This is a genomic window from Candidatus Krumholzibacteriia bacterium, assembly GCA_035268685.1.
Classification (GTDB): Bacteria; Krumholzibacteriota; Krumholzibacteriia; order JAJRXK01; family JAJRXK01; genus JAJRXK01.
The window spans coordinates 1-24,705 of the sequence record DATFKK010000142.1 but is presented as its reverse complement, the minus strand read 5'-3'; the positions used below and the strand labels follow the sequence as shown (position 1 = coordinate 24,705).

General features: G+C 68.2%; 17 protein-coding genes. 15 read left to right on the top strand and 2 right to left on the bottom strand.

From position 1 onward, the window contains the following. Positions 1 to 138 precede the first annotated feature (138 nt). The 14 genes from VKA86_13435 to VKA86_13370 all read left to right on the top strand — a co-directional run bounded on the left by VKA86_13435 (position 139) and on the right by VKA86_13370 (position 21,529). Entirely contained in the window at positions 139 to 7,332 is a 7,194-nt protein-coding gene (locus tag VKA86_13435) for a hypothetical protein (protein HKK72215.1), read from the top strand. A gap of 18 nt (positions 7,333 to 7,350) precedes the next feature. After that, positions 7,351 to 8,277, top strand: a complete 927-nt coding sequence (locus tag VKA86_13430) for a M28 family peptidase (GenBank protein ID HKK72214.1) — start codon at positions 7,351 to 7,353, stop codon at positions 8,275 to 8,277. Between the two features lie 298 nt (positions 8,278 to 8,575). After that, positions 8,576 to 9,109: a ribosome maturation factor RimP gene (rimP, locus tag VKA86_13425; protein ID HKK72213.1), complete on the top strand. Its 534-nt coding sequence runs from the start codon at positions 8,576 to 8,578 to the stop codon at positions 9,107 to 9,109. 58 nt (positions 9,110 to 9,167) lie between these two features. Further along, positions 9,168 to 10,643, top strand: a complete 1,476-nt coding sequence (gene nusA / locus VKA86_13420) for a transcription termination factor NusA (GenBank protein HKK72212.1) — start codon at positions 9,168 to 9,170, stop codon at positions 10,641 to 10,643. Next, positions 10,640 to 10,966 (top strand): hypothetical protein, encoded by a 327-nt coding sequence (locus VKA86_13415; GenBank protein HKK72211.1) that lies wholly within the window; start codon positions 10,640 to 10,642, stop codon positions 10,964 to 10,966. The genes nusA and VKA86_13415 overlap by 4 nt, the downstream gene beginning before the upstream one ends. 6 nt (positions 10,967 to 10,972) lie before the next feature. Next, positions 10,973 to 13,825: a translation initiation factor IF-2 gene (infB, locus tag VKA86_13410; protein HKK72210.1), complete on the top strand. Its 2,853-nt coding sequence runs from the start codon at positions 10,973 to 10,975 to the stop codon at positions 13,823 to 13,825. A gap of 8 nt (positions 13,826 to 13,833) precedes the next feature. Further along, a complete protein-coding gene (locus tag VKA86_13405) occupies positions 13,834 to 14,115 on the top strand; it encodes a DUF503 domain-containing protein (GenBank protein ID HKK72209.1) in 282 nt (93 codons plus the stop codon). 34 nt (positions 14,116 to 14,149) lie between these two features. Then, a complete protein-coding gene (gene rbfA / locus VKA86_13400; GenBank protein HKK72208.1) occupies positions 14,150 to 14,557 on the top strand; it encodes a 30S ribosome-binding factor RbfA in 408 nt (135 codons plus the stop codon). After that, positions 14,554 to 15,561, top strand: coding sequence for a bifunctional oligoribonuclease/PAP phosphatase NrnA (locus tag VKA86_13395; protein HKK72207.1), 1,008 nt, complete (start codon positions 14,554 to 14,556; stop codon positions 15,559 to 15,561). Before rbfA ends, VKA86_13395 begins: the two co-directional genes overlap by 4 nt. Continuing rightward, positions 15,558 to 16,469, top strand: coding sequence for a tRNA pseudouridine(55) synthase TruB (gene truB / locus VKA86_13390; protein ID HKK72206.1), 912 nt, complete (start codon positions 15,558 to 15,560; stop codon positions 16,467 to 16,469). Before VKA86_13395 ends, truB begins: the two co-directional genes overlap by 4 nt. Continuing rightward, a complete protein-coding gene (ribF, locus tag VKA86_13385) occupies positions 16,466 to 17,467 on the top strand; it encodes a riboflavin biosynthesis protein RibF (protein HKK72205.1) in 1,002 nt (333 codons plus the stop codon). The genes truB and ribF overlap by 4 nt, the downstream gene beginning before the upstream one ends. A gap of 141 nt (positions 17,468 to 17,608) precedes the next feature. Continuing rightward, positions 17,609 to 17,881 (top strand): 30S ribosomal protein S15, encoded by a 273-nt coding sequence (gene rpsO / locus VKA86_13380; GenBank protein HKK72204.1) that lies wholly within the window; start codon positions 17,609 to 17,611, stop codon positions 17,879 to 17,881. A gap of 174 nt (positions 17,882 to 18,055) precedes the next feature. Next, complete coding sequence (locus VKA86_13375) at positions 18,056 to 20,170, top strand: polyribonucleotide nucleotidyltransferase (GenBank protein HKK72203.1); 2,115 nt, start codon at positions 18,056 to 18,058, stop codon at positions 20,168 to 20,170. 84 nt (positions 20,171 to 20,254) lie between these two features. After that, positions 20,255 to 21,529: a pitrilysin family protein gene (locus VKA86_13370; protein HKK72202.1), complete on the top strand. Its 1,275-nt coding sequence runs from the start codon at positions 20,255 to 20,257 to the stop codon at positions 21,527 to 21,529. Positions 21,530 to 21,539: 10 nt separating this feature from the next. On the opposite strand, the gene VKA86_13365 is transcribed toward VKA86_13370, so the two are convergent. Further along, positions 21,540 to 22,718: an aminotransferase class I/II-fold pyridoxal phosphate-dependent enzyme gene (locus VKA86_13365; protein ID HKK72201.1), complete on the bottom strand. Its 1,179-nt coding sequence runs from the start codon at positions 22,716 to 22,718 to the stop codon at positions 21,540 to 21,542. A gap of 210 nt (positions 22,719 to 22,928) precedes the next feature. On the opposite strand from VKA86_13365, the gene VKA86_13360 reads away from it, so the two are divergent. Beyond that, a complete protein-coding gene (locus VKA86_13360) occupies positions 22,929 to 23,624 on the top strand; it encodes a polysaccharide deacetylase family protein (protein ID HKK72200.1) in 696 nt (231 codons plus the stop codon). On the opposite strand, the gene VKA86_13355 is transcribed toward VKA86_13360, so the two are convergent. Continuing rightward, on the bottom strand, positions 23,621 to 24,705 hold a 1,085-nt coding region (locus VKA86_13355), incomplete at its 5' end, for a DUF4388 domain-containing protein (protein HKK72199.1). The genes VKA86_13360 and VKA86_13355 overlap by 4 nt on opposite strands.

Here is a 24,705-nt window from a genome sequence, read left to right as displayed (position 1 = left end):
CGACGGCTCGCGCAGCATAGGGGCGGCCGGTCCGGTGCACAAGCAGGCGCCCCGCCGCCAGGTAGAGACCATCCACCCGCGCTCCGGTCGGTCGTCGGCCCACCCGGAAAGGGTGGGGTTCGACCACGGGAGGGGTCGGTGGCCGTCTCCAGACGGGGACATTCGCCCGGTCGGTCCGGGCGCCAGGGCGGCATCCCGACGCTGCCGACGGGGATCGCCGCGGCGTTCCTCGCGGTCGCGCTCGCCTTCCTCGCATCCACCGTCGAGCCCGCCGACGGGGCCCCACTGCGGCGCCCTCTGCTTCCACAGGATCGCCTCCTCTTCGATCTGATCGTCCGCAACGTCGAGGACGCCGATCTGCTCACGGCGCGGCAGGCCGTCCTGCGGGAGCACTGGCGGCGTCTCGGTGTCCGGCCCGGCGGTGCAACGCCCTCGCTGGCGACCCTGTTCCTGGCGCGCTCGGCCGAACGCAACGAGTGGGACCCCTTCGACGCGGAGAGGACCCGGACCGAGTGGATCTACGATTTCGACCAGGAGATCGCCGCCCGGGTCGAGATCCCCGAGAGGGCCCTGTTCAGCGCCGTGGTCGACACCAACGCCGTCGGCGTCGCCTTCCGGTCGCAGCGGGACTTCTCGCGCTCCGATCTCGACGTCGACGTGGATCGGTTCGACGCCCATCTGCGTGTGGCCGCCAGCCGGGCGCTACAGGACCAGTGGAGCGAGCAGGTGCGCAACCGCGCGGCCGCCGGGGAATCCCAGGGGGAACTGCTGAACTTCACGCTGCCCCTCAACATTCCGCGCACGATCGAGCGGATCATCGGCAAGGGCGAGGCCACCAGCATCCGGATCTCGGGGACCGAACGCATCCGGATCGGCGGGCAGTCGACCGTGCGCGACGACTTCATCGGGAACGAGATCCAACAGAGCCAGAGCTTGTTTCCCCAGTTGGAGTTGGAGCAGTCACTGCGAGTGAATCTCGACGGTCAGGTGGGCGAGAAGATCAAGGTCCGCGTGAGTCACGACAGCCAGCGCGTCGGTTCGGAGTCCACGGAGATCCGGCTGAGTTTCGAGGGCGACGAGGACGACATCATCCAGACGATCCGCGCGGGGAACATCGACGTCACGCTGCCGGGCTCGGGACTGCTCGGCGTGGGGGCGAGCCGCGGTGGCCTGTTCGGCCTGAAGCTCACGGGGGCCGTGGGGCCGGTCGATTACACCGTGCTCACGAGCAAGGAGGAGGCGACGCAGGAGAGCCGGACCTTCAGCCAGTCCGGTGGCAGCCGCGAAGAGGAAGAGATCGTCATCAGCGACGTCGACTACTCCCGTGGCCGGTTCTTCCGACTGACCGCCCCCTTCCCGCTCTACTTCCCCGACCGGCCCGACTTCCCGCTGGACGGCAGCGGGGCCGACCTGCAGCAGTTCGGGATCCCCGACGCCCGCTGGCGGATCGATCCCGAGTCGATCGACGTCTACACACTGGCCCGCAGCGGAGCCTCGGACGAGAACACGGTCGACCACGGGATCGCCGTGCTCGACGACTCCGGTCTGGGGTGGGAGGGCTTCGGCGCCGGCACCGGGGTCGGCCCGCCCGGCCTGGACCCACAGGCGACCGACGAGGAGCTGGCCGCCTACGTCATCGAGACCTACGGCCGCACCGGACGGCTGCAGACGGGAACCCGTTGGCGGCGTCTGGTGCGAGGGGATGCGGGCGACCTCGGCGGACGGGGCGACTGGTTCCCCCTGACCCAGCTCGGGACCGAACAGGTGATCGGGATCGAGATGGCCCGCGCCTACACCGACAACGAGGTCCTGGCCGTCTCCTACGACATCGTCGACGAGAACGGATCGCTGGTGCGCCGGGTGGGCCGGTCGATCAACGATCCCACGGCCGGGCAGCTACCCAATCTGAATCTCGACGGCGACGCCAACGATCTCGGCGACCTGATCAACGAGACCACGGCCGACGTGCCGAGCGTCCACTTCTTCAAACTGCTGAAACCGCGCACCCCCGACGATCCGGTCCGTGACGACGGGAGCTTCACTTCCCTCGCCCTCACCTGGGAATACGAGTTCCGCAACTTCTACGACCTGCGCGGCCGGGACATCGATCCCCAGACCTTCGAGCTGCAGATCGAACGCGACGACAACTCGCTGGAATTCCCGGAACGCGATCCCACCACGGGCACACGCTGGATCCAGGTCTTCGGACTCGACCGCCGCAACGCCTCGGGCCAGAACCAGCCCGACGAACAGGTCGACATCAACGACACCGGCCTGTTCAACCTGTCGCGCGGCATCCTGCAGTTCCCCTTCTCGCGGCCCTTCGACATGCCCGACGAGGTCGTGCAGGACTTCACGAACGGCGGGGTCGACGGGCTCGACGACGACCTGCGCGTGCCGGGGCTGTATCGCACGGTCGTGAACACGCCCCAGGAGCGCATCGACCTGCACCGCTTCAACATCGTGGTGCGGCAGTCGGGTGTGAGCAGCAATCTTCGGTTGAACGCCTTCAACATCCGCGAGGGGAGCGAAGAGGTCATCCTGAACGGACGGGTGTTGACCCGCGGGACCGACTACGACATCGACTACTTCAGCGGCGAGGTGAACCTGAAGGGCGACGCCCTGGCCGAGCTGAACGCCCAGAGCAACATCCAGGTGCGCTACGAACAGAACCCCCTGTTCGGGGGAGGGCGCACCAGCCTGAGCGGTCTGAACCTCGGGATCGACTTCGGCCGTCGTTCCCAGCTCAGCACGACCTGGCTCTACCAGACGCGCCCGAACGCGCAGACCAAGGTCCGCCTGGGCGAGGAGCCGAAGCGCAACCTCGTGGGCAACCTGAACACCAAGACGCGCATCGAGCCCGAGTGGTTGCGCGACGTCGCCGACATGATCAGTCGTCAGGACGTCGACCGGACCCCGAGCTTCGACCTCAACGCCGAGGTCGCGATCAGCGTTCCGAATCCGAACACGCGTGACATTGCCTACCTCGAGGACTTCGAGCAGGTCGATCAGACGGTGCAGATCTCGTTGAACCGCGAGGGTTGGTGGTGGGCGAGCCTGCCCGTGCGCGGGCCCGATCTGCGCGAGGACCCCGGCAACGAGATGGCGCGGCAGGCCTTCGGACCCGAGGATCGCGCCTACGCGGGATGGCACCGTCCGGCATCCGGAGGAAGCCTGGTCCAGGGTCAGATCAACCCCACGCTGACCGAGCTCGAGCAGAACGATCTGCTGCCGACGCTGGAGATGATCGTCCGCGCCGATTCCAGCACGACCACCGACCCCGACGAGGTCGGCGGCTGGCAGGAGGGCGAGTACGCCGGGATCATGCGCTCGCTCGGCGAGATCGATCTCACGCAGGCCCAGTTCCTGGAGTTCTGGGTCGAAGCCGGCGACGCCCAGATCTTCGAAGGCCGCGAAACGAATCCGCCGGGCTTCGGCAGCGCACTCGAGGCCTTCCAGTCGTCGCGCTCGGGGACCCTGCACTTCGATTTCGGGTACATCAACGAGGACTTCTTCTGGGGCAGGGGTCAGGACGGTTCGTTCCTGCTGGGCGTGGAGGACCGGGAGGACGAGGACAACGACGGGGTGCTGGGGATCGTGGCCGACGACGGCCAGACCGAGGATCGCGGACTCGACGGCCTGCTCGATTCCGAGGAGTCGGCCGAGCTGCGTCCGGTCGAGGGTCGTCCGTCCCAGCGCGGGGATCCCGCGGGCGACAACTTCAAGCTCGGCGACGACGACGCTGCACGGGCCGAGCGCGGCGAATTCGTCTTCGTCAACGGAACCGAGGGCAACCAGCGCCTCGACACCGAGGACATCGATCGCGACGGTAGTTTCAATCTGGAGGACGGCTTCTTCCGGGTGAGTGTCGACCTCGACGATCCCTCGAATGCGATCGTCGACATCTACCGCGACTTCACCGACAACCAGTTCCAGCCCTTGCCCGGCCTGACCGGCTTCATCGAGGACGCACTCGAGGACCGTCGGACCTGGCGTCGCTACCGTCTCGACCTGCGCGAGGCGATCACCCTGATCCGGGGCCAGGAGGACGAGGGCGACACGACACCCTACTTCGGACGTCAGCCCGATCTGTCGCGCGTGCGCACGTTGCGCATCTGGTACGAGCCCGATGCCGAGGCCGACGAGCCCAACACCCGTCGCTTCCGCTTCGCCGACATGCGTTTCCTGGGCAACCGCTGGATCGGGGATCAGGTCCGCGGTCCCTACGGCGACATCGTCGAGCCGGCCGAACGAGGTCAGCAGGACTTCCGGCTGGGCGTGCTGAACAACAAGGACAACGCGGGCACCTACGTGCCACCGATCGAAGTCGTGCGGCGCAACAACCAGGACGAGCTCGAGCAGTCCTTGCAGCTCACCTACACCCTCGATCGGGGCTTCGGGTTCCGCGCTTTCCGTGAGATCCCGGGGCGCAACGGCGAGAACTACCTGAACTACGACGAGATGAACTTCTTCTGGAGGCTTCCCTACGCCCCGGCCCCCGACGACGAATCGGTCTTCGAGCTCGATCCTGCGCAGGAGGACCTCGAGGCCTTCTACTGGGTGGGGACGGATTCCGTGAACTACTACGAGATCTCCTTCCCCTTCCGCGACGTGCCGCGGAGTGCGTTGATCGACGGCGACTGGGTGGAGGTCAGCGTGGCGATCGAGGACCTGACCTCGGTGAAGGGCGTGCCCGACGACGCGCGGGTGCCTCTGTTCGATCCGGCGGTCGTCGACTCCACGCGTGAGAACCCGCTCGTGAAGCGGACCGTCGTGCGCGACACCCGGACCGGTGTGCCGTACACGGTGACGCTGCGCGGCCGGCCCGATCTGCAACGCGTCAAACGGTTCTACGTCGGCCTGCGTGCGCCCTCGGACGCGTCGCTCGTGTCCTACCGGGGCGAGGTCCTGTTCAACGAGCTGCGCCTGCGCGGCGTGAACCGGGAGGTCGGTCTGGCCCAGCGCTACTCGGTCAACGCCCAGATCCCCGGCGTGGCCGATCTGCAGGTCGACTACCAACGCACCGACGCGGAGTTCCGGGGCCTGAACCGGGACTTCGGCTCGGGTGTGAACTCGACGCGGTGGAACGCCCGACTGAGTAGCAACGTCCGCAACTGGATCCCGACCTTCGGTCTCGACATCCCCATCTCGGTGCAACGGCAGAACAGCCTGGAGCTGCCCAAGTTCGAGCCGTTGAGCGACCGCGAACTGCCCGAGGCCGAACAGGACAGCTTCCGTACCGAGTCGACCACCGAACGGTTCAGCCTGCAGTTCCGCAAACCCCGACCGAGCGACAACCCGATCCTCCAGTACACCCTCGATCGCTTCAACTACACGATCAACGGCACGCGTTCGGAGACCTTCAGCCCCACCCGCGAGACCCGGACGAAGTCGGCGGACCAGCGCTACAGCTACGACCTGCAGCTCCGCCGGGCGCCGGCGCTGCCGATCCCGTTCACCGGGATCGAGCTCGGGGTCCTGCCGCGACAGGTCACGGTGACCAGCAACTGGCAGTTCAGCGAGACGAGATCGCTGCAGAAGTCGCTACAGAGTGACGAGGTGATCGAGCAGACCCCGAACATCGTCAAGCGCAACACCAATCAGATGCAGATGACGCTGGCCCCCTTGCAGAGCCTCACCGGGAGTCTGGTCCTCAACTCCGGGCGCAACCAGCTGCTCGATCGCGGCTTCACCTTCCTCGGCATCGACTTCGGGGCCGAGGAGACCTTCAGCCAGAACCTGAGTCTGCAGTACAAGCCCGAGTTCCGGTGGTTGCAGTGGGCGCGTCCCACCATCGGGTTCAACGGCCGCTACAACGAGAACCGGCGCGAGAGCATCCGGTTGAACGCCACCTCGCGTGAGCAGGACGAGCCGCTGCTCGTCCCGGAAGGCGACGGCAAGATCGGCCGTGCGGGCGAGGTGCGGAACGTGAGCAACAGCGCCGATTGGAACGTGCGCGGCGACCTCGACCTGAAGCGCCTGCTGAGTACGGTGGGAGGGCCCGTGAAGACGGTCGGTGGGTGGCTCGGCGGTCTCGTCCCCACCGGAGACGACGAAGATCAGGACGGGGGGGACGACCGGGCGGCGAGCCCGTACAACGTCGCCCCGAATCGGGACCGGGCACCGGACCGGACGGACGACCCTGCAGCGGACCAGGGGGACGGCCAGGCGCCGCCCGTTCGACCCGGCCGCCCGACGACCGCGAGCGGCGACACGACGTCCACCGCTGCCGCCGCCGACACCACGGCCGTCGCGGCAGCCGACACCACCGCGGTCGATCAGCCTCCGCTGCTGCTCCGGCTGGACTACCTGGACCTGTTCAAGAAGATCCGGCTGCCCTTCGTGAGCCTGTACGAGAACCTCCGGCCCATCAATGCGACATGGCAGCAACAGCGGACGTCGAGCTACAACCAGATCGGTGGACGCGCGGACCTGGCCTATCGCCTGGGATTCCGCGACGAGCCCGACTTCACGGCGATCACGGGAGTGCCCTCGACCATCGACTCGGTGACCGTGCCCGGCCAGAAGGTCCTGATCCGCGAGGATTTCCAGAGCAGCAGCCGCCGGACCAATCGAACCGTCAACCTCAGCGTGCAGAGCAAGTTGAGCCGCACCATCAACGTCGATGCGAGCTACCGCCGCACCGAGAGCGAACGCGACGGACCGGCCGGCACGACCGCGAACAGCAGTGTCGAGTGGCCGAGCTACAACATCCGGGTGCAGCGGGTGCACGAGTGGGGGATCTGGGACGCCATCGGCGACCCCTTCCAGTCGAGCAACATGGACTTCTCGTACAAGAAGACCGAGACCCGGCCCAACGCCCCGCTCTCGTCGCCGTTGCCGCCGCGGATCTCGCGGACAATCTCGCCGCGTTGGAACGTGGGTCTGGAGAACGGGCTCGACGCCAACCTGAACGTCACCTACGGGACCGACGAGTCGAGTTCGCTGCAGGCGAAGAACTTCTCGAACAACCTGCGGTTCAACCTGACGGTCCGGCAGAACTTCGACGCCACGGGCGCCCTGTCGTTCCTGCGCTTCGGCCAGGAGGGAACGGGCACGACCATCGACATGACGATCAATGCCAACTTCTCGACCCGGAGTTCCTACCGCGAGATCGAGCGCCCGAATCCGTCGGTCCCGGGCGAGACGCTGATCGAGCGCGACCAGGAACAGGGGCGCCGTTCGTTCGGCATTTCGCCGCAGTTCAGCTATCAGTTCAGCCGGAACCTGAGGGCGTCGCTGCAGTTCGACTTCTCGCGCGACACGGTCACGCAGACCGACATCTCGACCACCCGGGTGGGGCTGTTCTTCGAGGCCACCCTGAACTTCTGATCGACGGGAGACCACCCGATGCGAACCCCGATCCGGGCCGCGCTCCTGGCCCTGGCCCTGCTCGTGGCTCCGGCGGCGCCGGCCGATGCCGTCCCGTCCTTCGACCGCGACGCCGCCTGGGAATACCTCGAGGCCCAGCTCGAGTTCGGACCGCGGGCCCCGGGAACCGAAGGGCACGCCGCCTGCGCGGACTGGATGCTCGAGGTCCTGCGCGATCGCGCCGACCGGGTCGTTCCGCACGGTTTCGTCTGGGATGATCCGTATTCGGACCAACGACTCCAGCTGACCAACATCAAGGCGAGCTTCCGGCCCGAGCTGGACACGCGGATCGCCGTCGCCGCGCACTGGGACACGCGTCCGCGGGCCGACCGTGACAGTGCGAGCGTGGCGCATCTGCCGATCCCCGGCGCGAACGACGGGGGCAGCGGGACGGCGGTGCTGCTCGCGCTGGCCGACGTCCTGGCCGAGAACCCGCCGCCGATCGGGGTCGACCTGCTCTTCTTCGACGCCGAGGACTGGGGCAAGGAGGGCGACCCCCAGTACTACCTGGTGGGCAGCCGCCGTTTCGTGCGGGATTTCCCGCGTTATCGCCCCGCGGCCCTGATCCTGTTGGATCTGGTGGGCGAGAAGGGGGTGCGCATCCCCATGGAGGGATACTCGTTGCGGCAGGCGCCCCAGCTCACGCGCCTGGTCTTCCGCCGGGCGGCCAGCCTGGGCCTGCCCGCCTTCGAGCCCGTCGCGGGCCAGGCCGTGCTCGACGACCACGTCCCCTTCCTGCGGGCGGGGATCCCGGCGGTGAACCTGATCGACTTCGACTATCCGTACTGGCACACCCTGCAGGACACCCTGGACAAGTGCAGTCCCGAGAGCCTCGACCAGATGGGGACCCTGGTCCTGCACCTGATCTGGCTGGACTTCGCCTCGGGGGCGATCCCGCGCGGCTGAGACGGTCTGCGAACTTGCCAAACGGCGCCCTCCGTGCTATCCACTCACCTGGGAAGTGGGCGGGCACGCTCCCTTCTTTTTTTTGCCCGCCGCGTTCCTGGCCCGCCCGGGCCAACTCCCCAGACCGGTTCGGCGTTGGCCCTGTACGCCGTCGCCCGACCGCGTCATCGAGAGGGTTGGCTCCTGGCCAGCCCGGAACCGACGCAGGCATCTGGAATCATCGCGTTCCGCCCGGGTGTGGCGGGGCGTGGGCCGTCGGTCGTGATCCGGCGGCCGGTCGGAGCTCGGGGAGTCGAGGATGGACGCCAGGCAAGCGGTGCACGACCGGGTGCTGGCCCTGGCGGCGCCCGAACTCGAGCTGCTGGGCTTCGACCTCGTGGAGTTCGAGACCCTGGCCGGGGGGAACCGCCTGACGCTGCGCTTCGCGGTCGACCGCATGCCGGCCGAGGGAGAGGTGACGCCGACCGGGGGCATCACCGTCGACGAGATCTCGCGGGCGAGCCGTGCGATCGCGAAGGTGATCGAAGCCGAGGAGGCCGAGGCGGGGGAGTTCATCGGGCGCTACACCATCGAGGTGAGCAGCCCGGGGATCTTCCGGAAGCTGACCCGCCCCGACCACTACCGCCGCTACGTCGGCGAGATCGTGAAGGTGGTGGCCGACGCCCCGGACGACGGCACCGAGCAGGTGCGCGGTCGATTGCTGGCCTACGAAGACGGCCGGATCCGGGTCGACGACGCCGAGCGCGGCGAGGTCGAGATCGAACTCGACCGGGTACGCCGCGCCAAACTGGACCCCGATCTGGACTTCGGGGGCCGGAGCGAACGACGCTGAGCCGCTGGGTCCCGTAGCACGTCCGCCGGGACCGGAAGGAAGAAGTCACGTGGAGTCGATGGACTACAACATCGTCGAGGCCCTGCAGGCCGTGGTCCGCGAGAAGAACGTGGAGACCTCGACCCTGATCGAGAGTCTCGTCGTCGGTCTGCAGTCGGCGGCGAAGAAGAAGGTCGGGCTCAACGCGGACATCAGCGTCGACGTCGACATCGACACCGGCGACATCGAGATCGTCCAGCGGAAGAGCGTGGTCGACCGCGTGCTCGACAGCGAGACCCAGGTCTCGGTCGAAGACGCCCAGCTCGAATACGGCGACGAGATCGATGTCGGCGACGTCGTGAAGACCTACCTCGACTACAACGAGTTCGGCCGCAACGCGATCGGTGTGGCCAAGCAGGTCCTCCTGCAGAAGGTGCGCGACGCCGAGCGCACCCAGGTCTACGAGACGTTCCGCGATCAGGTCGGTGAGGTCGTGGTCGGCGTCGTCCAGCAGGTCGACAAGGGCAACATCTACGTCACCCTGGGCCGGATCGAGGCCCTGCTTCCGTTCCGCGAGCGCATCCGCGGAGAGAACTACCACCAGGGCAAGACCATCAAGGCCTTCATCATCGAGGTCCAGAACAGCAGCCGCGGCCCGCAGGTCATCCTGAGCCGGACACATCCGGGCTTCCTTCGCGTGCTCTTCGAGGCCGAGGTGCCCGAGATCGAAGAGAGCATCGTCGAGATCAAGGCCGTTGCCCGCGAACCGGGGACCCGTAGCAAGATCGCCGTGGTCAGTCACGACGAGCGGGTCGACGCCGTCGGTAGCTGCGTCGGCATGAAGGGCAGTCGCGTGCAGGCGGTGACCCGCGAGCTCGGTGGCGAGAAGATCGACATCGTGCCCTGGAGCGAGGATCCCATGACCCTGGTCACGCGGGCCTTGTCGCCGGCGCGGGTCAATCAGATCCTGCCCGAGGAAGACGCCCAGCAGGTCACGGCCGTGGTCGACGACGACCAGCTCAGCCTGGCCATCGGCCGCGAGGGCAAGAACGTGCGCCTCGCGAGCAAGCTCACCGGATGGAAGATCGACCTGGTGAGCGCCAGCGAGCAGTACATGCGCCAGCGTATCGCCGAGGAACTGTCCATGGACATCGGCGACATGTCGGGTGTCGACGAGCAGATGGCCGTCCAGATCAAGGGCGCCGGCATCGACACGGTCGAGGAGATGGCCTCGGTCACCGTCGAGCAGCTCACGTTGCTGGCGGGTCTCGAGGCCGAGCAGGCGGAGGAACTGATCGCCACCGCCCAGGCCACGCTCGAGGAGCTGCGCAAGCAGGTCGAGGAGATGATCGAGCGGGAGAAGGCCGAGCAGTCGAGGAGCTTCTTCGACCAGGAGATCTTCGGCGAAGAGGCCGGCGAGGCCGAGAAGAAGCTCGAGGAGAAGGACATCTTCGGCGAGCAGGCAGCGGCCGGCGAGGGCGACGAGAAGAAGAAGGAAGACGGGAAGAAGCTCACCGAGGAAGACATCTTCCGGGGTGAGTCGTCCGAGGAATGAGCGGAGCGGAGAGCGAGCGACGTCGCGCGGTGCTGGGGCTGTTGGGCCTGGCGCACCGCGCAGGAGCCCTGCGACTCGGTGCGGGCCCGGTTCTCCGGGCGCTGCGCCACGAGGCTCCGGGCGTCGTCCTCCTGGCTCGCGACGCGGGGAAGGACCTCGCGGGAAAGATCCAGCGCGCACGCGGCGATTCGGTCGTCGACGATGCGCTGCTCGACACCGACGATCTCGCCGGGGCCCTCGGCCGCGAGAGACTGTCGGTGGTCTCGGTGCACGAACCGGGGTTCGTGTCCGGATTGAAGCGTCACCTGACGGATTCGAGGTGATCGGGTTTGGCGGAGAAGAACCGCGTCTACGAAATCGCGAAGGCCCACGGCACGACCAGCAAGGCCATTCTCAACCTATTGCAGGAGCTCGGGGTCGTGGCCAAGTCACACATGTCGGTGCTCAACGACGAGGACCTCGAGTTGGTCGAGCGTCACTTCCGTCAGCTCGAGGAGCGTGGCGAGAAGGTGGTCGAGAAGACCGCCCGCGTCGAGGTCGAGAAGGCCAGGTCCAAGCCGAAGCGCATGTCGGCTCGCGAGAAGATCGCGGCCAAGCAGCGCGAGAAGGAAGAAGCACGGCGCCGGGCCCAGGACGAGGCGAAGGCCGAGGAGGCCGCGCCCGGACCGACGGAGGCCGAGACGGCCGCGCCGAAGAAGAAGATGCAGAAGGTCGAGCTCCCGAAGAAGGCCGAGCCCGCCGAGGTCTCCGAGCCGACGCCCGCCGAGGAAGGACCGAAGTTGCAGAAGGTCACTCCCTTCAAGCCGGCGGAGGTCGTGGACGAATCGGTGGTGGAGCCCGGAGCCCCCGCCGAGCCCGTGGACGAGGGGGTCGTCGAGGAGACGGTCTCGGGCGAATCGGGCGCCGCGGGTAGCGTGGCGTCGGAGAGCGCCGCGGCCGCGGACCAGGGCACGGGCGAAGGTCCTTCGGAAGCGCAGGAGTCGCGTCCACTCAAGACCCAGCAGCGCCTCGATCTCAAGGCCATTGCGCGCGCAGCCGCGAAGACCCGCGAGCGGATCGCCGACGACATGCGCACGCGCATGGCCGAGCCCGAGCCGCAGCGATCGACGCGCGGCGAGCACCCCGCGCCGACCCCGCGGGGTCGGCCCGGCAAGGTGCCGCCCAAGCCCACGCCCGGCGCCGGTGTCGGTGCCGGGGGCGAGGAGGCGCCGAAGCCGATCGATCCGAACTCGATCCGCAACAGCGTCCGCAAGGCCCTCGGTGGCATCAACGTGTCCCGCGGTCGCGATCGCGGTCCGGGCGGTGGTCCGGGTCGTCAGGCGGTGGGTCCTCCCGGGCGCCGTCGTGGGCGCGTGTCGATCCGCGACGAGAAGCGCGCAAAGGTCGAACGTCACCGCGCGCGCGAGGAGGCGCTGCAGTCCAAGGAGAACGAGATCCGCATCACCGAGTTCATCACCGTCGGTGAGCTGGCCGAGAAGCTCGAGGCCAAGCCGCAGCAGTTGATCATGAAGCTCATGAGCCTTGGCGTGATGGCCACCATGAACCAGCGTCTCGAGCGGGATCAGATCGAGATGATCCTCGCCGACTACGAGGACGTCGAGGTCCACTGGCTCGACACCGCCGCGGGTGAGGACATTGCCGTCCCGACCGAGGACGAAGGTGGAGAGAAGCACGGGCGTCCGCCGGTCGTGACCGTGATGGGCCATGTCGACCACGGTAAGACCACGTTGCTCGACTACCTGCGCAAGACCAAGGTCACCGCGGGCGAGTCCGGCGGGATCACGCAGCACATCGGCGCGTACCAGGTCGAGACCGCGCGCGGTAGGATCACATTCCTCGACACTCCCGGTCACGAGGCCTTCACGGCCATGCGTGCGCGCGGCGCGCGGGTCACCGACATCGTGGTCGTGGTGGTCGCCGCCGACGACAAGGTCATGCCGCAGACGGTCGAGGCCATCGACCACGCGCGCGCTTCGGACTGCCCGATCATCATCGCGATCAACAAGGTCGATCTCCCGGCCGCCGACCCCGACGGGGTCAAGCAGGCCCTGATGCAGCACAACGTGCTGGTCGAGGACTTCGGCGGCGACGTGCAGGCGGTGGAGGTCAGCGCGAAGAAGGGCACGAACATCGAGGCCCTGCTGGAATCGGTCCAGTTGCAGGCCGAGATCATGGAGCTCGAGGCGGTCGACGAGGGCCGTGCCCGAGCCACCGTGGTCGAGGCACGCAAGGACATGGGGCGCGGTGCCGTGTTCACGGCGCTCGTGACCCGGGGCACGCTGCACGTGGGCGACCCCTTCGTCGTGGGATCGGTCGACGGCCGTGTCCGCGCCATGCTCGACGAGTTCGACCAGCCGGTCGAGTCGGCGGGTCCGTCACGTCCGGTCCTCGTGCTGGGGGCCAGTGACGTTCCGCGTGCCGGCGACCAGATGGACGTGGTCCCGACCGACAGCGAGGCGAAGGAGATCGCGCGCAAGCGTCAGGTGCTCCAGCGCGAGCAGACGCTGCACGCGCCCAAGAAGAAGGCCACGCTCGAGAGCCTGTTCGACCGCATGCAGTCGGAGGAGGCCGTCGAGCTCAACCTGCTCGTGAAGGGCGACGTGTCGGGTTCGGTCGAGGCCGTCTGCGACGCCATGATGAACCTGAGCAACGAGAAGGTGGAGGTCAACGTCATCCACCGCGGCGTCGGCGCGATCAACGACAACGACGTCATGCTGGCCGCGGCGAGCGAGGCGATCATCATCGGCTTCCACCTGCGGCCCGATCCGGCTACGCGGCAGCTGGCCAAGAACCAGAACGTCGAGCTGAAGACCTACGACATCATCTACGAGGCAGTCGACGACGTGAAGGCGGCCATGAAGGGCATGCTGGCGCCGGTCGACAAGGAGGTCTCGATCGGCTCGGCCCAGGTGCGCGAGCTGTTCAAGGTGCCGAAGGTCGGTGTGATCGCCGGTTCCTACGTGCTCGAGGGCGAGATCCGGCGCAACGCGCGCGTGCGCGTGCTGCGCGACCAGGTGCCGGTCTACCAGGGCACGGTCGCGTCGCTCAAGCGCTTCAAGGAGGACGCCCGCACGGTGTCCAGTGGCTACGAGTGCGGGATCGGGATCAGCGGGTACGACGACATCAAGGTGGGCGACATCCTCGAGGTGTTCGAGATCCAGCAGGTGGCCCAGGAGATGTAGTCCCGTCCATGATCGTCGTCTCCCTGCACGTGACCCTTCGGCTCTACGCCTCGAACTCCATCAAGGAGAAGCGGCAGGTCGTGAAGAGCGTGCGCGAGCGGCTGCGGAATCGTTTCAACGTGGCCGTGGCCGAGGTCGGTGCGCAGGACGAGTGGCGGACGGCCGTACTGGGTCTGGTGACGGTGGCCAGCGAGGGCAGACTCGCCGATCGCGAGGTCGATGCGATCACGCGCTTCCTCGACGGCGACGTCCGGTTCGAGATGATCGAACGGGACGTGGAGATCCACTGAGCCCGGCACGGGCCGCGACGCACGGGGATCCGCAATGGGTCGGGACGGACACCTCGAGGAGACGCTACGCCGTGTGTTGGCCGCGACCCTGGCACAGGCGGTCGACGATCCGCGTGTGGGTTTCGTCACCGTGAGCGAGGTCCGGTTGAACCGCGACCGCACCGTGGCCGAGGTCTTCTACACGGTACTGGGCGGCGACGAGGAACGGCGAACGAGTCTGGCCGGTCTCAAGCGAGCGCGCGGTTTCCTGCGCCAGGCCGTGGGCGAGAACACGCGCTTGCGGCAGGTCCCGGAGCTCCGGTTCCGCTACGACGAGTCGCTCGACCGCAGCTTCCGGGTCGAAGAGCTCCTCGATCGCATCCACCGCGGCGACGAGTCCGAGGCCGGCGAGGACCCCGGCGGCAACGAAGAGGGCGGGAACGACGAGGACGGGAAGGCTTGACCGCGTTCCCCTATCCGGTTCCCGAGTCGGTGCTGGCCTCGCTCGAGCGCAGCGAGCGGGTGCTGCTGGGCACGCACGAGAACCCCGATGCCGATGGCCTGGGCAGTCTGGTGGCCACCGGCCTCGCCCTGCTCGAGCGCGGACGCGACGTGGCGATGGTCGCGATCGACGAGGTTCCCGGTACCCTCGGCGAACTGACCGGACTCGACCGGATCCCTCGTCTCGACGGCGATCCGTCCCGTTACGATCTGGCTCTGATCTTCGACTGCCACCGTCGTGAGCGGTTGGGTCCAGGTCACGATCGGCTGGAGCAGGCAGATCGGGTGGTCGCGATCGATCACCATCCTCTCGATCCGCGAGGGAGCGATTGCGACGAGGTCTGGCTGGTGGACGACGCGCCCGCCACGGCCATGATGGTCCTGTCGCTCCTGCGAGAGCTCCACGACATGCCGCTGGGTGCCGACAAGGCGTCGTGTCTGTACGCGGGGCTTCTCACCGACACGGGCGGCTTCCGCCACGCGAACACCACGCGCGACGCCCTGCTGGCCGCCGCCGACCTGGTGGACCAGGGGGCCGACGCCGCGGCCATCGCCGACACCATGCTGTACCGCCGCAGGCCGGAGGCCCTGCACCTGCTGGGTGAGGTGCTCCTGGCCACCGGATACCATCTCGACGGTCGCGTGGCGGCCATGGTGATCGACCACGATCTGCTCGACCGTACGGGGGCGGCGTCCGACGAGACCGAGGGCCTGGTGTCGTACCTCACGAGCGTCGAGGGCGTCGCCGTGGCCGTGATGCTCAAGCAGGTGGACGCGGACAGCTGGCGCGTGAGTCTGCGTTCGGGGGCCGAGGTCCGTGTCGACCGCATCGCCCGCGACTTCGGGGGTGGGGGGCACCACCGGGCGGCGGCCTTCAGTGTCGACGGCGTGTCGCGTGAGACCCTCGAGGCCGAACTGCTCGATCGGATCGCCAACGAGATCCCGGGAGCGCCGGAGCGGCCGTGAGTGCGCGACGCCACGCGGGACCGGCGCGGATCGTCCTGATCGACAAGCCGGAGGGGCCGACCAGCTTCGACGCGGTGCGTGCGGTGCGGCGTCTGCTCGGCGTGCGGCGCGTCGGTCACGGAGGCACTCTGGATCCCTTCGCGACGGGGCTGCTCGTCCTGGGGATCGGGCCGGCCACGCGCCTGCTGAATCTGGTTGTGGCCGGACGGAAGACCTATCGCGCCCGCGCGCGGTTCGGGCAGGAGACGGACAGTGGCGATCCCACCGGGGTGGTGGTGGAGGAATCCGGACTGCCTCCGGACTCCGAGCAGATCGCCGCCGCGGCCCGGAGTTTCCTGGGGACCATCGAACAGGTACCGCCCCGCCACAGCGCGCTGAAGATCGAGGGCCGGCGCGCCTACGATCGCGTCCGCGCGGGCGAGGACTTCGAGGTCCCGTCCCGGCGCGTGACCGTCGACACCTTCGATCTGCTCTCCTTCGATCCTCCCTTCGCCGACTTCGAGATCCGGTGCAGCGCCGGGACCTACGTCCGCAGCCTCGCGCGCGACCTCGGGCGTGCGATGGGGAGCGCCGCCCACCTCGTCGCGCTCCGTCGCACCGCGATCGGAGCCCTGAGCGTCGACGAGGCCGTGGGCCTCGACACGATCGAGAGTGCTCACGCGGCCGGGAGACTCCTGCGCTCACCGGTCGAGCTGGCGCGGGACTGGCCGCAGGTGCACCTCGACGACGAGGACGCCCGCCGGATCCGCCACGGGGACCAACCACCTCCCGCCTGGTCGGAAGGCACCGGGGGCGCGCCGTATGTCGCGCTCGTCGACGTGACGGGCGAGCTCGTGGCCGTCGCCGTGCGCCGCGACGACGGCTCCCTGCGGCTGGCCGTGGTCCTCCCGGCGGAGGTCACCGCGTGAGGTACGAGCGCACGACCGTCGCCGACCTGCCGCGTCTCCAGGGGCGGTGGGCGGTCACGCTGGGCACCTTCGACGGTGTGCACCGTGGACACGCGGCGGTTCTGCAGGCGCTGTCGGCGGCGTCGCGACGCAACGGGATCTCCGGTAGCTGTGCGGTCACCTTCGACCCGCATCCCCGCGCGTTTCTCGATCGCGGGCCCGCCCCCGAACTCCTGACGACCCTGGACGAGCGGGCCCGGCTGCTCGAGGCCTCGGGAATCGATGCGCTCGTGGTGCTCGACTTCGACGCCCGTCTCTCGGGACTGCCCTTCGAGGACTTCGTGCGTGACGTCCTGCAGGAGCGTCTGCAGATGTCGCACTTCGTGCTCGGTCACGACGTCCATTTCGGACGGGGGCGGGGTGGCAACGCCCACACCGTGCGCGCCATCGCTCCGCGATCGGGCTTCGGAGTCGAAGAGGTCGGCAGCCTGAGCATCGACGGGGCTCCCGTGAGCAGCACGCGGATCCGCCGGGCACTGCTCGAGGGAGACTTCGGGCACGCGGTCGACCTCATGGGCCACCCCTATCTCTTCGTCGGTCGGGTCGTGCGCGGCCGGGGGCTCGGTCGACAGCTGGGTTTCGCGACCGCGAACCTGGATCTGGCCCCGGATCGGCTGCGGCCGGCTCTGGGCGTGTACGGGGGGTGGACGCGCTGGGACGGCGCGGCCTGGACCCCGGCGATCGCGAACGTCGGGCGGGGACCCACCGTGGCCGACGGCGAACCGCCCCGGGTCGAGGTCCACGTCCCCGGCCGCGCGGTCGACTTGTACGACCGGCGCCTGGAACTGGCCCTCTCGGTCCGGATCCGCCCCGAGGTCCGTTTCCCGGGTCTCGAGGCCCTGCGCACCGCGATCCACCGCGACGTGGAATCCCTGCCCGCCCGCCTCGCGGCGGTCGGGGGGTGGGGCCGGCCCGAACGGATCGACCGCCTCGACCCCCCGGAAGCGGCGGCCGGTTGACACGATGGCGGTCCGTTCCTAGACTGCAGCGGTCCAGAAACACCAAAAAACGAGAAATCCGTTCACGCCGGTGGTGCCGGGGCTCCCGCTCCGGAAGTCTGCCCTCATCGCATGGGCCCTTCGGGTCCGGAAGGACGATGAATCATGGCGTTCGACAAGGCCATCAAGGCTGAGGTCATCGCGAAGTACAAGAAGCACGACCAGGACTCGGGTTCACCCGAGGTGCAGATCGCTCTGCTCAGCGAGCGCATTGCCCACCTCACCGAACACTTCAAGGTCCACAAGAAGGACCATCACTCGCGCCGGGGCCTGCTCAAGATGGTGGGTCAGCGCAAGCGCCTTCTGAACTACTTGAAGTCCAAGGACATCGAAGGCTACCGAGCCCTGATCAAGGAACTGGGGATCCGCGGCTGATCGCATCCGCCGGCCGGCCACGCGGCCACCGGTCCGGAGCACGCTGCGCGTTCCTCCACCCCTTCGACTTCACGATCCCTGCCCCGACCGGTCACGTCGAGGCGGCGGTGCGCGTGTGCGCATCACCGCGGCGAACGAGACGTCTCGGCGTCATCTAGCCAGGAGACACCAACGTTGCTGAACAATCCCCAGCGCGTTTCGATGGAGATCAACGGTGCGGAGCTGGTCATCGAGACCGGCCGCATCGCGAAGCAAGCCGACGGTTCGGTGATGATCCGTCACGGAGACACCATGGCCCTCGTCACCGCGTGCATGGGTTCGCGCCCGGTCGACAAGGACTTCCTCCCGCTCTTCGTCGAGTATCGCGAGCGTACCTACGCCGCCGGCAAGATTCCCGGTGGTTTCTTCAAGCGTGAAGCACGTCCGTCCGACCGCGAGACGCTCTGCGCGCGCCTGATCGACCGTCCGTTCCGTCCGCTGTTCCCCAAGGGAATGCGTCACGAGGTCCAGCTCGCGAGTCACACCGTGAGTGCCGACGGCGTGCACTCTGCGGACGTCATGAGCATCACCGGGGCCTCGGCCGCGCTCGCACTGAGCGGGATCCCCGTCGAGGAGATCATCAGCGGCGTGCGGGTCGGTCTGATCGACGGTGAGTTCGTCGCGAACCCGAACTTCGAGCAGCTCGAGGAGAGCCTGCTCGATCTGATCATCGCCGGTTCCGACGACATGATCATGATGATCGAGGGCGGCTGCGAAGAGGTCAGCGAGAGCGAGATGCTCGACGCGATCGAGTTCGGCCACGAGGTCATCCGCAAGCAGAACGCCCTGCAGAAGCAGCTCGTCGAGATGGTGGGCGCGCCCGAGAAGCTGAAGATCGAGGCGCCCTCGCTCGACGAGGAGATCGTCGAGAAGGTCCAGGGCATCGCGGCCGACAAGTTGGCCGAGGCCGTGAAGATCGGGGCCAAGCACGAGCGGCAGGCGGCGATCGACGCGATCCGCGACGAGGTGAACGAGGCGATCGTCACCGAGGACTCGGGTCCCGACGTGGCCAAGACCGTCTCGGCCGCCTTCGGCCAGCTCGAGAAGTCGCTCATGCGCAACCGCATCCTCGACGAGGGCGTGCGGGCCGACGGCCGGAACACCACCGACGTGCGTCCGATCGAGATCGAGAGCGGTCTGCTGCCGCGGGCCCACGGTTCGGCGCTGTTCACGCGCGGCGAGACCCAGGCCCTGGTCGCGGTCACGCTCGGCACCCAGCAGGACGAGCAGAAGATCGACGCTCTCGAGGGCGAGAGCTGGAAGAGCTTCATGCTCCACTACAACTTCCCACCGTTCAGCGTGGGCGAGGTCGGCTTCTTCCGCGGCGCCGGCCGACGCGAGATCGGTCACGGCATGCTGGCCGAGCGCGCGCTCGAGCCCATGGTGCCCGCGAACGAGGACTTCCCCTACACGATCCGCATCGTCAGCGACATCATGGAGAGCAACGGCTCGAGCTCCATGGCGTCGGTCTGCGGCGGTTCGCTGGCCATGATGGACGCCGGCGTGCCCATGCACGCTCCGGTGGCCGGTGTGGCCATGGGCCTGATCAAGGAAGGCGACAAGGTCGCGATCCTGACCGACATCCTGGGCGTCGAGGACCACCTCGGCGACATGGACTTCAAGGTCACGGGCACCGAGAACGGCATCACCGCCTTCCAGCTCGACACCAAGATCAAGGGCCTGAGCCGCGAGATCATGGAGGAGGCGCTGGACAACGCGCGCAAGGCGCGGCTGCACATCCTCGCGGAGATGGCCAAGGCCATGCCGAAGCACCGTGAGCAGCTGAGCCAGTTCGCACCGAAGATCAGCACCATCCAGATCCCGACGACCAAGATCGGCGAGCTGATCGGTCCGGGCGGCAAGAACATCAAGCGGATCCAGGAAGAGACCGGCGCGAACGTCGAGGTCAACGACGACGGCATCGTGTTCGTCTCGAGCCCGGACCAGGCAGCCGGTCAGGCCTGTGTGGACCTGATCGCCGGCATGATGGCCGAACCCGAGGTGGGCAAGACCTACCACGGGAAGATCAAGCGGATCACCGACTTCGGTGCCTTCGTGGAGATCCTCCCGAACAAGGAGGGCCTGCTCCACATCAGCGAGGTCGCCCACGAGCGGATCGCCAAGGTGACCGACGTGTTGAAGGAGGGCGAGACGGTCGACGTGACCGTGCTCGAGGTGGACTCGGCCAAGGGCCGTATCCGCCTGAGCCGCAAGGCCCTCCTCGACAAGCCGCAGCGCGCCGGGAGCTGACTCCCGCCGCGTTCCGTGTGAAGAGGGTGGGCCGCGTCCGGCCCGCCCTCTTTCGTTCCCCCGGCCCTCCCTCGCGAGGTGATCGTGCAACGTCCCGTCCTGCGACCCGAGTCCGCTCCCCGCCGCCGCCTGCTCGACAACGGCAGCGTGTTGCTCACCCGGAGCCTGCCCGAGACCTACGGGGTCGGTGTGTCCGTGGTGATCGGGACCGGCACCCGCGACGAGCGCGAGGACCAGGGTGGGATCAGCCACCTCCTCGAGCACATGGTGTTCAAGGGCACGCGACACCGGACGGCCTTCGAACTCGCGCGCGATATGGAGGCCCTCGGCGGTCAGCTCGACGCCTACACCACGAAGGAACACACGGCCTACACGCTCAAGGTGCTGCCCGATCAGCTCGAGGACGCGCTCGGGATCCTGGCCGACATGCTCGAGCACTCGATCCACCCGCCCGACCAGCTCGAGCTCGAGAAACAGGTGGTGATCGAGGAGATCCTCTCGGCCGACGACACCCCCGACGACGTGGCCCACGAGCGCTTCTGCGAGCACCTCTGGCCTCAGCACGCCTTGCGCCGCCCCATCCTGGGCACCGAGGAATCGGTGCGCGGGATCTCGCGCGACGAACTCACCGAGTTCGCGGAGCACGTCCATCGCGGCCGCAACGTGGTCGTGGGTGCAGCCGGTGCGTTGACCGAGGACATCGAACGGCTCCTGGAACGCTCCTTCGGTTTCGGCGAAGGAGAGGTCGAGCGTGACGTCGACACCGAGGCCTCGCCCACGCCGGGTACCTGGTGCCACCGGCGCGAGGGCCTGAGCCAGCAGTACGTCGAGATCGGGATTCCCGGTCTGCCCACCGATCATCCGGGCCGGTACGCACTGTCGCTGCTGAGCAACCTGCTCGGCGGCGGCATGAGCAGTCGACTCTTCCAGCGCGTTCGCGAGGAAGAGGGCCTGGCCTACGGGATCTTCAACTACTGCGACTTCTTCCGCGACACCGGCATGCTGGCGACGTCGTTCTCGGCGAGTCCCGACAAGTGTGCCCGTGCGCTCGCGATCGTGGCCGAGGAGTACGAGCGCATGCGCCGCGGTGAGCTCGACGCGGACGAGCTCGAATCGAACAAAGCGCAGCTCGTGAGCTCGGTGGTGCTGGGGATGGAGAGCGTGTTGAGCCAGGCCCTCCGGCTGGCCCGTAGCGAACAGCTGTACGGACGCTTCGTGCCGATCGCGGAGATCGTCGAGCGCATCGATGCGGTCACGTCCGACGAGATCATCGGCCTCGCGCAGGAACTCCTCGACCCCGCCCAGCAGACGGTGGTCGGCTACGGCCCGCTCACGTCGATGGAATGGCCCGGCCACTGAGGCCGCGGATTCAACCGATCAAGCCCGAGTCGCCGATCCGGTGGACGGCCCTGCGCAGCTGGGGCACGTCGCCGACGAGGGACATCCGGACCCAGCCGCGCCCGGCGGCGCCGAAGCCGCTGCCCGGGGACAGCAGGACACGGGTGCGATCGAAGAGTTCGCGGACGAAAGCCTGGTCGTCGTCCCCGGCCCGGTCGGGGAGTCGGGTCCACACGTACATTCCCGCTCGGGGCCGACGCACGGGCCAGCCGATCGCGTCGAGTCCGTCGCACACGGCGTCGCGGCGTTCGCGGTAGACCTGTCGCGTGATGACCACCGTGTCCTCGCTGGCGTCGAGAGCGGCTGCGGCGGCGTGCTGGATCGCCAGGAACATTCCGAAGTCCGCGTTGCTCTTCAGTTTGGCGAGGCTGCCGATCGCTTCGGCGTTCCCCACCGCGAAGCCGACGCGCCACCCCGCCATCGAATGGCTCTTGCTCAGCGACTGCAGCTCGACGGCGATCTCGCGTGCCCCCGGGAACTCGAGCACGCTCGGCGGCGGCGCCGTGTCGTCGAGCACCAGCTCGCTGTAGGGGATGTCGCTGACCAGGAGCAGGTCGTGATCACGGGCGAAGGCGACGACGTCGCGCCACACGTCCCGTCCGGTGACGGCGCCGGTCGGATTGTGCGGCGAGTTCACGATCAACATCGACGCCGCGCGCGCCGCGTCGGCGGGGACGTCGCGCAGGTCGAGGACGAAGTCGTTCTCGGCGCGCAGGGGGATCTCGACGGGCTCGGCATCGCAGAGCCGTGCCGCGCCAAGGTAGGCGGGATAGCACGGCGTGGGGACGAGGACCGACGACCCGGGGTCGAGGTAGGCCTGCATCAGGTGGTACAGGCCCTCCTTGCTGCCGAGCACCGGAAGGACTTCGCGACCGGGATCGATCTCGACGCCGAAGCGGCGGCGGTACCACGCTGCGACCGAGCGACGCAGCCGTTCGGAGCCGCGGAAAGGAGGGTAACCGTGCACGCCCGCGGCCGAGAGCGCGCCGGTCAGCGCGCGGTTGACGGCTTCGGGCACCGGTGCGTCGGGATTGCCGATGGTGAGGTCGATGACCTCGTGACCGGCGTCGCGGGCCTCGTCGCGCAGCCGTTGCAGCTCGAGGAAGACGTAGGGCGGCAGTGCTCGCAGGCGCCGGGCCGGTGCGCGCATCGGGGGAGCCTCCGGGTGCGGGACAGGGCCGAGCCGCACTCTACCACAGGCCTGGCCGCTTGAGGGTCGAGGATCGGACGTGGTAGTTTCGAGGACCCTCGTCGAGGTCGACCCCGTCCCGCGAGGGTCGTTCCGTTCCCGTTCGATCGTCATCGCATCCACCGCCGACGCTCATCCGTCGATCGGCCCCGGTGTTCGGAAGGTCTTCGCGTGCCCGATCCCGTCCAGGTCATCCTGTGGCCACGCCTCGTGCGCCGTCCGCGGTTCGGTGCCGACTGGTTCCCCGCCACGCGTGTGCTCGCCACCGTCGACGCCCTGCGCGAAGCCGGCGTCGCCGTGCTGCCGCCCGAGGTCCTGCGTAGGCCCACGCCGCCCACCGGCTGTGTCTTCGTGTTCGATGCACCGACCGCGACGGCACTGCGTTCGGTCTTCCCTGCGCTCCTCGATGCGCACCTGGTCTTCGCCGTTGCCGTGACCTCGGCGCTGGTGCGCACGCGCACTCCGGCAGGGCGATCGGACGACACGCCGACCGTCACGTGGGGCGAACTCCGGATCCTGCATTCGCAGGGCGTGGCGATCGCCTCGTCGGGTCACCACGTCGCGGAGTTCGATCGCCTGCCCGACGAGAGGATCTTCGGCGAACTCGCGGCGAGTCGGCAGGAGATCGAACGGCGGCTCGGTGCCCAGACCTGGTTGTTGTGTCACCGGGGCAGTGGGGTGCGGCCGGAGATCGCGCGACTGGCCCGTGACCTGGGGTTCGAGGCCGGCGTCGTGCGTGAGAGTGGTCGTCACCTCCGGCCCGATCCGCTGCGGTGGCCGGCCGTCGTGCCCCGGCCATGGCAGTCGGCGAACCGGATCGCACGCGCGATCGCCGATCGCTGCCTGCGAGCGGCCCGCGCGGTCTAGCCGCGTGGGCCGGAAAGGGGTCGCACCGACCACCGGCCCGTGGCCCGGTCGATCCGGATCTCGAAGTCGTCGCCGAGGGACTCCGCCGTGTCGGGGTCGAGCCAACCCTCGGGTGCGAGGGCGTCGATCGAGGTGGGCAGGCGACCGTGCCGTTGCTCGAAGAGCTGGACGGCCGCTTCGATCCTCGCGCGCTGTCGGGCTCGTTCGTACTGCAGGCCCTCTCCCGCGGGTCCGGTCGCGCGGTACGCCGACCAGGGTTGCCAGAGCCCCAGCAGGACCGCCAGCAAGACCGTGACGATCGAGACCACCGACGCGTCGCGCAGCATGCGGTCGTGACGCGTGTCCCGCGTGGAGGCCTCGACGTCGCGGGTCTGCACCTTCGGCGTCGACTGCAGGACGACGAGTCCGTCTTCGCGCAGGCCGTCGAGCGTACTCAGGGTGTCGAACTCGGACATGCGGGCCTGGGCCACGACGCGTCCCAGGGTCTCGGTCCGCCCGAGCAGCGCGAGCAGACGTCGTTCCGTCGCCGATCGAGCCGAGGTGTCGGCGGTGGGATCGGCCAGACGGATCTTGATGTCGTTCGAGAAGAAACGATCGCGAAGAGCCCCGATCTCGTCGATCCGACGGACGGCCTCCATGAGCAGTCCGTCCACCTTGATCCGCACACGGCCCTCGAGGCCGGCCATCCCGTCGCGGCCCGGCGTGAACTGATAGCGACCGTCGCGGAGCTGCATCCCGCGGAAGATGTCCTCCTGTGCCGACTCCATCTGCAGTGTGCCCAGTTCGTCGGCGTCGACCACGCCCTCGTTCACCAGGATCTCGGTGAGATCCAGCTTGCTGTGTCGCTGGACGAAGTCGATGTGTTCCCAGGTCTCGCTCCCGAAGTAGCCGTAGGCCTTGAGGAAGTTCTCGAGCGGGTCGAGTCCGAGACGCCGGACGTCGCGATATCCCACCAGCATGCCCGACTCGAAGGCCAGCACCATGGGATACGAGGCGTCGACCGTGAGCACACCGGTCTTCTGCTGGAGTGCGATCAGCTGGAGGATCTCCTCCAGGGTGAAGTCGGCGAGGCGTCCCTGCA